We start from the raw sequence: 12,384 nt of genomic DNA, 5'->3' as shown, positions 1-12,384 counted from the left end.
TGGGCAGGTCAGCGCAGGCGCATGCCCTTGCTGTCAAACAGATAGGCTTTGGCGGCGCTGATCGAGACGGTGATCTGCTCGCTGTTGGCCTCATGGCGCGATTCCTCGCGCTCGATGATCAGCGGTTCGGCGCCGGCATTGGCGTAGACGTAGCTGGTCGAGCCCAGATGCTCGGCCACGTCGACATCCAGGGTAAGGTCGACGTCGCCAGCGCCGGGCAGGCCGAAGTGTTCGGCGCGAACCCCGAGGGTTACCCGGTCACCGACCGAGCCCGCACTGACGGGCAGCGTCAGGCGCGCCTGGCGATGATTGTCCAGCGTGATGGTGACACCCGATGCGGTCTCTTCGGCTATCGTGGCGGGCATGAAATTCATGCGGGGTGAGCCGATAAAGCCTGCCACGAACTGGTTGGCGGGATTGTCGTAGAGCTCGAGGGGGCGGCCGACCTGTTCGATGATGCCATCGCGCAGCACCACGATCGTGTCGGCCAAAGTCATGGCCTCAACCTGATCGTGCGTCACGTAGATGATCGTGGTCTGCAGCTCCTTGTGGAGGCGCGCGATCTCGATGCGCATATGCACGCGAAGCTCGGCATCGAGGTTGGACAGCGGCTCGTCGAACAGGAAGACCTGCGGATTGCGCACGATGGCCCGACCGATGGCCACGCGCTGGCGCTGGCCGCCCGACAGCTGCTTCGGCAGGCGGTCGAGCAGCGGCTCGAGCGCCAGGATGCGGGCCGCGTCGTTGACCTGCTTGGCGATCTGCTCCTTGCTCACGCCGGCGAACTTGAGGGCGAAGCCCATATTCTCGCGCACCGTCATATGCGGATAGAGCGCGTAGGACTGGAACACCATGGCGATGCCGCGCTTGGACGGATCGACATCGTTCATGCGCTGGCCGCCGATTTCGAGATCGCCCGCCGTAATATGTTCGAGGCCGGCAATCATGCGCAGCAGGGTGGATTTGCCGCAACCGGAGGGGCCGACAAAGACCACGAATTCCTTTGGCTTTATCTCGAGGTCGACGCCCTTGATGACCTCGACATTGCCGTAGGACTTCCGAACGGCCGTAAGTTTCAAGCTGCTCATGGGTTCTGAACCTTATTTAACCGCGCCCAGCATGCCTTCGACGAAACGGCGCTGGAGCAGGAAGAAAATGATGAGGGTGGGCAGGGTAGCGAGAACGGTGCCGAACAGGATCAGGCCGTAGTCGGGGGTGTAGGCCGCCGTGAGCCCCGACAGGATCAGCGTGATGGTCTTGTTCTCAGCGGTCTGCAGCACCACGAGGGGCCAGAGGTAATTGTTCCAGTTGGCCATGAAGACGATGATCGTGGCGGCCGCATAGGTCGACCGCATGACCGGCAGATAAACGAAGAGGAAGATCTGCCATTCCTTTAGGCCGTCGATCCTGGCGGCATCACGCAGTTCGGTCGGAAACGCCTTGGTCGTCTGGCGAAAGTAGAAGATGATGAAGATGGAGGCCACGGTCGGCAGGATGACCGCCGTGAACGTGTTGACCAGCTTGGCCTGGCTGAACATGACGAACAGCGGCACCATCATCGCGGCGAAGGGGATGGACAACAGGAGCAGCAAAAAGGCGAAGAGGCGTTCCCGCGTGCGCGAACGGAACATCTCAAAGCCGTAGCCTGCCAGGGAGGAAATCGCCAGGGTGAGCACGGTGGCAACAACCGCGATTACGCCCGAATTCCAGAAGACGCGGACGGCATCCACCTGGGTAAAGAAGGTCATGGCATTCGTGACCAGGGCCGAACCAACTGACGTCTTGCCCTTGATGATGTCGGCCGACGTATTGGTCGCGCCAACGATCATCCAATAGAAGGGGAACACCGAGACGAAGGCAGCCACCGACAGCAGCACATAGACGATTGCGCGCCGCACGGGCCGCCACGGATTGGCGGGAGCCTTGGCCTGGGCAACCGCGCGATCGGCGGCGGATGTCATCGAGGATGCGGTCATGACGTCCTCCGGTCGCGCGCGATGAGGAACTGCAGGAAGCTCAGGATGCCGACCAGCACCACGATCACCCAGGACACGGTAGCGGAATAGCCGAAGCTGGGCATGAACTTGAAGGTCAGGTTGTAGATGTAGAGCGACAGGGTAAGTGTCGAGTCGGACGGGCCACCCGTGCCGGCTGTGAAGTTTGCGACTTCGTCGAACAACTGCAGCGTGCCGATGGTCGAGATAACGGTCGTGAACAGAATTACCGGCTTCAGCATCGGGATAGTGAGATAGCGGAAGCGCGCCCAGGCGGGGACGCCGTCGATACGCGCAGCCTCATAGATCGAGCGGTCGATATTCTGCAGCGCCGCCAGGTAGAAGATCATGTTGTATCCGGTCCACCGCCAGGTGATGGCCATGATGATCAGGACCTTGGCCCAGAACGGGTCGCCCAGCCAGGAGATTGGCCCGTTGATGATGTGAAGCTGCATCAGCGTCTGGTTCACCACGCCGTCGATGGCGAACATCGACTTGAAGACGGTGGAATAGGCAATCAGCGAGGTGGCGCAGGGCAGGAAGATCGCCGTGCGGAAAAAGCCGCGGAACTTCAGCGTCGAATCGTTGAGCGCCACCGCGAACAGCAGCGCCAGCACGATCATGATCGGCACTTGGAAGATGAAGAACGTGAACGTGTTACCCAGCGCTCGCAGGAAGACCGGATCCTTGGTCAACCGGAGGATATTGGCGAAGCCGCCAAAGCTGAGGTTCATGCCCTTGCCGACCTGGAAGCTCATCCAGAGCGACCATACAATCGGATAGATCATGAACAGTCCGAGCAAGATCAGGGCAGGGGCGATGAACACCCAACCGGTGATATTCTCCCTGCGATCAAGTCGCGCCTGTGCCAATTGTCGCCCTCCGCTGTTCAACCACAATAATCAAAGGGGGCCAGGCACCAGAATGGTGCCCGGCCCGGAAAGCGCACTAGAGCGCTTTCCGCCCTCGATTACTGCATCTGTTGCTGCGCCTGGTCCTGGATGGCCTGCAACGCAGCGTCGATATCACCGCCCTGGATGATCGTGGGCAGCTGGGAGGCAACGGCAGCATCGACTTCAGCGGTGAAGGTACCGTAGTCGACCGACGGGATCTGGCCCAGCCAGGTCGAGAAGTTTTGCCATACCGGCTGGCCACCGAAGAAATCGTCAGAGGCCTTGTAGGCTTCGCCTTCACGAGCGGCCAGGAGCGAACCCACAGCGCCGCGCTTGATCAGAATGTCCTGATAGAAGTCGGTATTGCCGGCCCAGACGGTCTTGAAGAAATCGATGACCTCTTCCTTGTTGTCCGACGACGACAGCACGAACCAGCTCGAACCGCCCTGGTTGGACGCGTTGACTGAGCCCTCCATGTCGAGGCGCGGAATGGGGGCGACGCCCCACTTGCCGGACTGATCGGCATTGGCCTTGATCGTTGCGGTGATCCACACACCGACGGGAACCACGGCAACTTCGCCCGCGGTGAACGCGCCGGTATATTCGGCCCATCCCGAAACGGGCTTGACGAGATCTGCCTGATAGAACTTGGCGTAGGTCTCGAGGGCCTTCTTGAGCGCGGCATTGTCGGTGATGTGGAGGCTGCCATCCTCGTTGAAGTACCACTCGCCGGCCGACTGCATCATCATGCGGACGACGCCGGTATCGTTGAGGTCGAGGTCGAGCAACGGCTTGCCGGTCTTTTCCTTGACCGCAGTGCCGATCTCGATGAGGCGGTCCCACGTGATGTTTTCAAGGTCGGCGCCGGTAAAGCCAGCTTCTTCGAGATAGTCCGAACGATAGAACAGGCCGGTAACGCCCGAGTCGAACGGTACGGAGTACGACTTGCCGTCCACGGTGGCAGCAGCGACCTTGTAGGGCGCAAAGACGGACATATCGATCGAGTCCGAAAGAGGCTCGAACGCACCGGGGAAGGACTGCAGGTATTTCTGGGCAATGTCGTCCTGGATCAGCACGACGTCCGGCAGACCTTCGGTGCTGCCGGCTAGCAGCTGGGTCTGCAGCTTGGCGCGGATGTCGTCCTGGCTGGCAGTATCGTCGACGTTGAAAGTGGTGTCCGGATGGTCCGCCGTGTAGAGCGCGCCAGCTTCGCGCATGGTGTCGCCGTTAAAGGCCTTGTCCCAGACCCAGACGGAAATTTCTCCGGCCGAAGCGGCGGTAACGCTGAACAGGCTCACGCCCGTCAGTGCGACGGCCAGCGAATTGCGCCACCGCGAGGTAATGCGGATCATAAAAGTCCTCCCTTTTCATTTGCTCTTAGGTCGAGCGCTTCCTAAGCTATGCCTCTGGTGCAATGCGTCCATGCCAATCGGCATGCGGAGTTGGCGGAAAGTAAGATGAGTGAACGGGTGTATTATGAGCCTCGTCCGGATGGGGTCGAGCGACTCCCGACGGTGCTCTCCATGTTTCACGCGGCGCCGCCGGTTATGCGAACGGCCCACTGGCACGCGCAGGTGGAGGTCAACTACATCGTCCGCGGCTGGGCCCATTATAAGATGAGTGGTCACGACATTCGCCTCAACGCCGGCGAACTGGCCCTGTTCTGGGGTGGGTTGCCCCATCAGTTGGATGACGCGGCAGACGATGTTGTCTACGCCGGCGGCCACCTGCCGCTTGTGCACTTCTTCCGGCTGCGGTTGCCCCAGGATGTGCAATCCCGGCTGATGCAGGGAGCCACGCTGATTACCCGCGCCACCGATGCGTCCGACACGCTCAATTTTGCGCGATGGAATGAATATGCCCGCTCTGGCGATCCGATGAAGGCGGGCATTGCGGTCGACGAACTGCTGCTGCGCATCGAGCGTATCCGCTTCGACGAGTATACTCTGCTGCCCGGCCCTGCCGACGCAATCAACGCCGGAATCGGTCTTGATCATCATTCGTCGCCCATCGTGGTGCGCATATGCGATTTCATCGCCGACAACTTCCGCGAGGATATCGACTCGACCGACATTGCCAGCGCGGCCGACATCCATCCGAAATATGCGATGAGCGTCTTCAAGAAGAGTACGGGAATGACGCTCAATGACTATGTCAACCTGATGCGGCTCAGCTACGCCCAGGCGCTGCTGATGCAGGAAGAGGCAAATGTGCTTCAGGTGGCGATGGATAGCGGCTTCGGTTCACTCAGTGCATTCAACAAGTCGTTCCGCAAGATCGCCGGCATGTCGCCGACTGATTTCCGACGCGACGTGCGTTGCCGCCCAAGTGCGCCGGTGACCGTCCAATCACCCGCTACCGGACGCATCAACTAGCTTATGTGGAAGCGGCGGCTGACTGCCCTGTTGTTCGGCGCGGCGGTGGTTGTCGGGCTGATAATGCTTCGCGCTGCCGATCCGTATGCGGTGCGCGTGGCGCGGGAAACCACGTTCGACACGTTCCAGCAGCTCAAGCCACGCACGGCGCCAGCGGACCTTCCGGTGCGCATCGTCGATATCGACGAAGCGTCGCTGGCGGCCATCGGCCAATGGCCCTGGTCGCGACAGGACATGGCCCGGATCGCCAGCCGGCTGGCCGAACTCGGCGCTGCCGCCGTTGTGTTCGACATCTTGTTTCCCGAGCCCGACCGGCTGTCGCCGTCCAATATCCTGGGTAGCGGCGACGACTATGATGCGCTCTTTGCCCAAACCCTTGCGGCAGGTCCAAACGTGCTGGTGATGAGTCGGGTAGGAACCGGCGTTCCCGCGCCCGCGCCTAAGGCCGGTTTTGCCATGACAGGAACCGATCCGCTGGCGAGCCTCCCGATCCTCGATGGCGTTGCGGCGCCGCTGCCCATGCTTGCAGCAGCGGCAACGGGGCTGGGGGTTGCCAGCCTGGATCGCGAAGGGGCGGGGGTGGCACGACGCCTGCCGTTGCTGTGGTCCAATGGCGCCGCCCCGCTGCCCACCTTGGCGGTCGAGGCGCTGCGCGTCGCCCAGGGTGTTTCGACGCTGGTTGTTCTCGGCGACGCATCGGGGTCACCCACCGTGGCCGGCCTTCGCATCGGCACCCTCGATGTCCCCACCGGCCCGAGCGGCGACATCTGGCTCTACTATCGTGACCTTCCGGAATCGACCTTCGTGCCTGCCGCAGACCTCCTCGGCGACGACTATGGCAACCTGGCTCCGCTCCTGAACGGACACATCGTGCTGGTGGGGGCCTCGGCCACTGGACTGCTCGACATCCGGGTGAGCGCCTTGGGCGAAGCCGTACCGGGCGTCTCCATTCACCTCCAGGCCATCGAGCAGATGCTGACCGGCACCTTCCTGCAACGGGCCGACTGGGTTGCCGGGCTGGAACTGTTGATTATCGCCACTTGCGGCCTGGCTGTCGTGCTGGTCCTAATGCTGACCGGACCAATGGTCGGGTTACTGTTTTCCGTGATGATCGCTGCCGTGGCCACCGCGGGCGGCTGGCTGGCCTTCAGCCAGTTCGGCGTCCTGCTCGATCCCAGCTTTGCGCTCTTCACTGCGCTGGTCGTCTACGCCGCCATGGCCTTCTTCCGCTTTGCCGTGACCGACGCCGACAAGCGGCGCATTCGGCGGGCATTCGCGCACTATGTCGAACCCTCGCTGCTCACCCAGATTGAGGCCGATGCCGGCCTGCTCAAGCTGGGTGGCGATGTGCGTGAAATGACCGTGATGTTTTCCGACGTGCGCAATTTCACTGCTCTGAGCGAACGCACATCGCCGGCTGAACTGGTGGCAATGCTCAACCGCCTGTTTGCCGGCCTGGGCGCGGCTATCGTAGCGCATCTGGGAACCATCGACAAATTCATGGGCGACGCCATCATGGCATTCTGGAACGCCCCCGTGGACGTACCGCGTCACGCCCGTCACGCCTGCGAGGCAGCGCTCGACATGCGCAAGGCACTGCGGACACTCAATGCGGAACAGGGCGGCGTCGAACCCATCGCCATCGGTATCGGCATTTCCACCGGGCCCGCTCTGGTAGGCAATATGGGTTTTGAAGCCCGCTTCGACTATTCATGTATCGGCGACACGGTAAACGTTGCCAGCCGCATAGAAGGCGCTTGCAAGACGGTCTGCTACGACATCGTCGTGACCACGGAGACGCGCGCCGCGGCGCCGGAGCTTGCCTTTCTGGCCGGCGGGTCGGTTGGACTGAAAGGCATCAGCCAGCCCGAACCGGTCCACCTGCTGGTCGGGAATGCAGAGCTCGCGCAGTCCGAGGCGTTCCAAGCGTTGGCAGCGGCGCACGAAGCCCTGTTGGCCGTCTGGAGCATCGGCGCGGACGCGAGGCCGGAGTTGGACCGCTGCCGCGAGCTGGCAATGGCAATCGACCCGCGGCTTGTCGATTTCTATGATGCCTGCCTGACGCGACCAGGTGACTTTGCGCCGCTGCGGACAGTCGCCTAGTCGGAACGACAAACGCGATTGCGGCCACCGGCTTTGGCCGCATAGAGCGCGGTATCGGCACGTTTCAGCATCGTGTCGAGCGTATCACCTTCCCTCCAACCGGCCGTTCCCGCGGAGATGGTGATTTTGAGCTTGGTCTGCGGCAGCGCGACGTTGAGCCGTTCGACCCGCTGGCGAAAGCTGTTCGCGAGCGCGAACCCTGCCTGCTCGCTGGCCCCGGGGAGTAGAAACAGGAACTCCTCGCCGCCGAACCGGGCGAAGAGGGGGGAATTGAGCTTGGTGTTGGTGGCCAAAAATTCGTGGGCCAGCCGGGCCAGCGCCTTGAGAACCAGGTCGCCTGCGTCATGGCCATAGGTGTCGTTGACATGCTTGAAGTGGTCGATATCGACCATCACCACGCTCAGCGGCATGCCGCCTGCCGCGGCGGCATCGAGATACAGGCCCGCTTCGTAGGTGGCATGGCGCCGGTTGTATGACCCCGTCAACTCGTCGGTGATGGTCATCTGCCGCAGCGAAACTTCCGCCCGTTTCTGATCGGTTATGTCCTGCATCAGCACCTGGATCACCGGTGTGCCAGGCCATGGCAGTGAACTGGTAATCACCTTCATCAGGCGGCTCGTATTGTCGGGACGCATGATGGCGCACTCGATGTCGAAGGTGGCCTGGGGGTCTGAAAAGGTCATTTGCAGCGCTTGGCTAATCGCGCCCAGGTCCTCCGGGGAGGCAAAGTCGAGCAGATGCTGACCTCGGAGTTGCGTCGCATCCGTCTGCAGGAAACTGCAGGCCTGTCGATTGGCAAAGACCACACCCTGCTCGGTATGGATCAATAGGCCAATTGGCATCAGGTCGAGCATCTTGCCCAGGTTCTGCTGCGTATCGACGAGAGTTTGCTGCGTCAGCGTTGCGGCTTCTGCGTCACCCGTGTCGTCGGCAAACAGGTCAAAGTCGCTCATGCGTTCCCACAACACTAGTGCCCAGCGCCGAGGGCGGAGTTGACTTTCCCATCAAGGTAGTCGGGTTGGGTAAACGCAATGTTCCAAACGGCGCGTGGCGCGTCAGCCACGAAGCCAGCCGACTGGCACCTGTCAATCACCCAGTCGGCGGGCCCGCACGAGGAAATAGCCGAGCGCAACGGCGTAGATCACCGTCTGCGGCAGAATGCCGAATGTTGCGTTGCTGACCCCCAGCGCCAGTTGGCCCGTGGTGAGCAGCAACGCGCCCAAGACAATGGGCCGATCCTGCCTGGCGCGAGCGTCAAGCAGCAGGAAGAGGGGTGCGCCCAGCAGCAGAAACCATGCCAGCAGCCCCAATATTCCCGCCATGGCAGCAAAATTGGCCCAGTCGGCGTGGAGGTTTTCGAGACCCGTCCCCGCCAGCAAGCTGGGGTACAGGGTCTGGGCCGGAACCATTATCTGCCCCAGGCCGATGCCGAAAAGGGGAGAGGTTTTGAGGATTTCCAGGGCCGAGGCATAGAGAGCTGCCCGGATGTCGTCCGGACCACCGGTAAAACGAAAGATATCGAGCCCGCTTGTGACAATCCCGGCGATGCGCGCATTGCCAGTACCGACAAGATAGAACGTCACCACTGCCGCCCCTGCCACACTGAGCAGGATCGCGATCCGGAAAGGCTTTTCTCGCCAGAGCCAGGTGGTGAGCAGGACGAGGCCGACGCCCGACATGGCCACCACCCCCAACATCGGCCCGCGCGAGTCGGCGATCACGGCGCAGCCGAGCCCGAAAATCGGGCCAAGGAGGAAAAAGTAGCGCGAGCGACGATGGCTGGCGACTACGCCAACCATGGCAAGGCACCCCGACATAGCGGCCAGAGAAGCATAATGAATGGGATTGTTACCCAGGCCCGGCCGGTAGCGTCCCAGGACGACGTCTTCATAGCCCCCGCCGAGCAGGGCGATCAGCGCGCCCGCCAGACAGATTAGGGCGAAAGTCTCCGGGTTCGGTACCCAGCGGGCAGGGCGGGCCAGAAGTCCCAGCGCGACCGTCGCAAGCATCGGCAGGATCAGCACCGGTCCCACGATGTCCTGCGGGCCACGATAGACGAAGGGAACTGCAAGCCCCACCAGCGCAATGGCACCCACGATGGCAAGGGATGTGGGATGCGCAAATGTCTCCCGTTCGCTCCAGCCGTACGCGACCAATCCCAGGATTGCCGCGACCAGGGCGATGTAGGTACCGATATAGGCCGGATAGCCAGGCGGCAGGATTGTCGCCGCAACGGCGACCACAAGGAGCGTTGAGGCGAATCTGGATGGCACGGGTCGTTCCTGTTGCTTCCCGACGCTAGGTGCCAGATCGGCCGACCGAAAGATAGCGCAAGCCAGCCTCGCTGACGGCAACCGGGTCGTAGAGATTTCGTCCATCCACGATCAGGTCGCCCTTCATGAGGGTCTTCACTGCTGCAAGGTCCGCCCCGCGGAACGTTGACCACTCCGTGCAGATCACGAGGGCATCGGCGCCGACCAGAGCCTCATCCGCGCTGTTAGCGAGCTTCAGGTCATCCCGCGCGCCCCAGATGCGTTCGGCCTCGCGCCGCGCCTGCGGGTCGAAAGCCTGCACCTTGGCCCCGTAATTCCAGAGCGACTGGACCACGACGCGGCTCGGCGCCTCGCGCATGTCGTCCGTATTGGGTTTGAACGCTAATCCCCACACCGCAACGGTCTTGCCCGCAACGTTGCCACCCAGGCCTTGCAAGAGCTTGTCGAACAGCCAGTTCTTCTGGGCCGTGTTGACTGCTTCGACGGCGCTGAGCAGGACAGGCTCATGCCCGACGCTGCGCGCTGTGTGGGCAAGCGCGCGGACGTCCTTGGGAAAGCAGCTGCCGCCATAGCCCGCGCCGGCATAGAGAAAGTCAAAGCCGATACGGGGATCCGAGCCCACACCGAGCCGGACTTGCTCGATATCGGCGCCGACATGCTCCGCCACGCGGGCGATTTCGTTCATGAAGCTGATCCGGGCCGCAAGCATGGCATTGGCCGCGTATTTGGTCAGCTCGGCCGACCGGATGTCCATGAACATTATCTTGTTATGGTTGCGGTTGTAGGGCGCGTAGCATCGCTGCATCACCTCCCGCACCCGGGCGGAATCGGTTCCTACAATGATCCGGGCGGCGCGCGTGAAGTCGGCAATTGCCGAGCCTTCCTTGAGAAATTCCGGGTTCGAGCAAACCTCGAAGCCGATATCCAATCCGCGCGCGGTCAACCGTTCGGCAATAACGTCTCGCACCCTTTCGGCGGTTCCTACGGGGACGGTCGACTTGTCGACGACGACCTTGGGCGTCGACATGTGCGTGCCAATCGTCTGCGCGACCGCGAGCACCGATCGCAGGTCTGCCGAGCCGTCTTCGTCTGCCGGCGTGCCAACGGCTATGAAGATGATGTCGGCCGCCGCGACGGCCTCCGCCGGATCGGCCGTGAAGAGCAGCCTGTTGGCATTCAGGTTGCGACGTACCAACTCGGTCAGGCCAGGCTCGTAAATCATCACGTCGCCCGCCCGAAGCCGTTCGACCTTGGCGGTATCGACGTCGACGCAGGTGACCACATGCCCAACGTCTGCAAGACAGGCACCGGTGACCAAGCCCACGTAACCCGAGCCAAAAATCGTAATCTTCAACGCAACCTCTGTCGGTCATGGCGAGCGGCCTGCCTATGACATAACGGGTTCGGTGATGCAAACGAAGGTCCGCCTACGGCCCGTGTTCGGCGGCGTCGCCCGAACCTGCCCAAAACATCAGGATTGCCAGTACTAGATAAGTCAGTCCGACAAGCGGCCAGGCAATCGAAGGATGATGTTGGGCGACTATTGCCAGCGGCAGCAAGGCCAATGCGGTCGCAGCGGTGTAGAGCACTGTGACGCGCGCGTGTCCGAAACGCCTGGCAAGCTGCTGATAGCCGTGCCTTCGGTGGGCACGCCACGGGCGCTCGCCGCGCCCCGTCCGGCGGAGCAGCGCAACCGTTGTATCGGTTGCAAAGACGGAAAGCAGGATCAGCCAGGCAGGATACCCGATCAAGCCCTTTTGCACCGTACCAAGGCAGATGGCAAAGATCAGCAGCGCCAGCGCATTGGATCCCGCATCACCCATAAAGATGCGGGCAGGCGACCAGTTGACGACCAGGAAACCGCCAGTTGCAGCGGCGGTAACAAGAGCCATCGTCCCGAGCGGGGCCGTGAGGAAGGTATGATCGGTGGTCAGTGCCAGTACCAAAGCGCCCACGAGCATCACGACTGCTTGACTGGCGGCTATACCATCGATGCCGTCCATGAAGTTGAACAGGTTCAGCCACCACAGCGCAAACAGCCAGACCAAAGGCGGCAAGAACCACCCGCCGATCGTCCCGCCGAATGGCAGCAGTAAATCGGGCAAGGGCAGGGCCCATCCGATCAGTGCCGCCAGCACTATGCCCTGAATGGGAAAGCGAAGCGCAGGGGATAGTTCAAAGACGTCGTCAGCTAGACCTATGGCCGCTACTATCGTGCTCAGCCCAGCCAGGATCAGGAAGCTGGGCTCGAAAGCACCGATTGCCGCGGCCGCCAAAATAGCGATGACCGCGATAGAAAGGCCCCCGCCCTGCGGGGTAGGACGAGAGTGGGATGACCGCTCGTTTGGGCTTTGAACCAAACCAAAGCGCGAAGCGAACCGGCGAACGGCCATTGTTCCGAGCCAGCCGCCAGCAAAAGCTCCAACAGCCAGGAACAGATAAGTCGTGCTTGTCATAGGGTGCCCATAGTGCAGGACGTCAATATCCCGAAATCGGGCCCTTTCAAAGTCAGTGCCTAGCGGCTCGACATCTTTTTGGGGGATTTTGCCGCCCGTTATCGCCCGGCTGATGTGGTCCGAAGTCGGTTGCGCCCGATTAGCGCTTGCATGGAAAGGGTCAACCGGATACCGGTCCTCGACCGATCGCGGCTACTCACGCCGTGACTTTACGCGCCTATTGTCCACAGCGGGTTAGATTTGCACCTTTCAGATATATACCGTCAGCTTGTTGTCCGCGTCAGAAATAC

10 protein-coding genes are annotated in these 12,384 nt (G+C 61.8%); 2 read left to right on the top strand and 8 right to left on the bottom strand.

Going from position 1 to position 12,384, the window contains the following annotated elements:
- Nucleotides 1-8: 8 nt before the first annotated feature.
- The 4 genes from JI749_RS13485 to JI749_RS13470 form a co-directional block, all read right to left on the bottom strand.
- Nucleotides 9-1,088, bottom strand: coding sequence for an ABC transporter ATP-binding protein (locus tag JI749_RS13485; RefSeq protein ID WP_201654821.1), 1,080 nt, complete (start codon nt 1,086-1,088; stop codon nt 9-11).
- 12 nt (nt 1,089-1,100) lie between these two features.
- Complete coding sequence (locus JI749_RS13480) at nt 1,101-1,976, bottom strand: carbohydrate ABC transporter permease (protein ID WP_233280762.1); 876 nt, start codon at nt 1,974-1,976, stop codon at nt 1,101-1,103.
- Nucleotides 1,973-2,866: a carbohydrate ABC transporter permease gene (locus tag JI749_RS13475; protein ID WP_201654818.1), complete on the bottom strand. Its 894-nt coding sequence runs from the start codon at nt 2,864-2,866 to the stop codon at nt 1,973-1,975. Before JI749_RS13475 ends, JI749_RS13480 begins: the two co-directional genes overlap by 4 nt.
- A gap of 98 nt (nt 2,867-2,964) precedes the next feature.
- Nucleotides 2,965-4,239 (bottom strand): ABC transporter substrate-binding protein, encoded by a 1,275-nt coding sequence (locus JI749_RS13470; RefSeq protein WP_201654815.1) that lies wholly within the window; start codon nt 4,237-4,239, stop codon nt 2,965-2,967.
- A gap of 105 nt (nt 4,240-4,344) precedes the next feature.
- On the opposite strand from JI749_RS13470, the gene JI749_RS13465 reads away from it, so the two are divergent.
- The gene (locus JI749_RS13465) at nt 4,345-5,262 is read left to right on the top strand and encodes a helix-turn-helix domain-containing protein (protein WP_201662846.1); all 918 of its coding nucleotides are present in this window, start codon (nt 4,345-4,347) and stop codon (nt 5,260-5,262) included.
- Between the two features lie 63 nt (nt 5,263-5,325).
- Complete coding sequence (locus tag JI749_RS13460) at nt 5,326-7,365, top strand: CHASE2 domain-containing protein (RefSeq protein ID WP_201654812.1); 2,040 nt, start codon at nt 5,326-5,328, stop codon at nt 7,363-7,365.
- Here the strand turns inward: JI749_RS13460 and JI749_RS13455 are convergent.
- The 4 genes from JI749_RS13455 to JI749_RS13440 form a co-directional block, all read right to left on the bottom strand.
- The gene (locus tag JI749_RS13455; protein WP_201654809.1) at nt 7,362-8,318 is read right to left on the bottom strand and encodes a sensor domain-containing diguanylate cyclase; all 957 of its coding nucleotides are present in this window, start codon (nt 8,316-8,318) and stop codon (nt 7,362-7,364) included. The genes JI749_RS13460 and JI749_RS13455 overlap by 4 nt on opposite strands.
- 132 nt (nt 8,319-8,450) lie before the next feature.
- Nucleotides 8,451-9,608 carry an O-antigen ligase family protein gene (locus JI749_RS13450; protein WP_201654806.1) on the bottom strand — a complete coding sequence of 386 codons (1,158 nt, stop codon included), beginning with the start codon at nt 9,606-9,608 and terminating at the stop codon, nt 8,451-8,453.
- Between the two features lie 55 nt (nt 9,609-9,663).
- The gene (locus JI749_RS13445) at nt 9,664-10,992 is read right to left on the bottom strand and encodes a UDP-glucose dehydrogenase family protein (protein WP_201654804.1); all 1,329 of its coding nucleotides are present in this window, start codon (nt 10,990-10,992) and stop codon (nt 9,664-9,666) included.
- A gap of 73 nt (nt 10,993-11,065) precedes the next feature.
- Nucleotides 11,066-12,094 (bottom strand): MraY family glycosyltransferase, encoded by a 1,029-nt coding sequence (locus tag JI749_RS13440; protein WP_201654801.1) that lies wholly within the window; start codon nt 12,092-12,094, stop codon nt 11,066-11,068.
- Nucleotides 12,095-12,384 lie beyond the last annotated feature (290 nt).

It is taken from the genome of Devosia oryziradicis (genome assembly GCF_016698645.1).
Lineage (GTDB): Bacteria > Pseudomonadota > Alphaproteobacteria > Rhizobiales > Devosiaceae > Devosia > Devosia oryziradicis.
The sequence above is the reverse complement of the archived record's forward strand: the minus strand, read 5'-3'. Positions and strand labels throughout refer to the sequence as shown.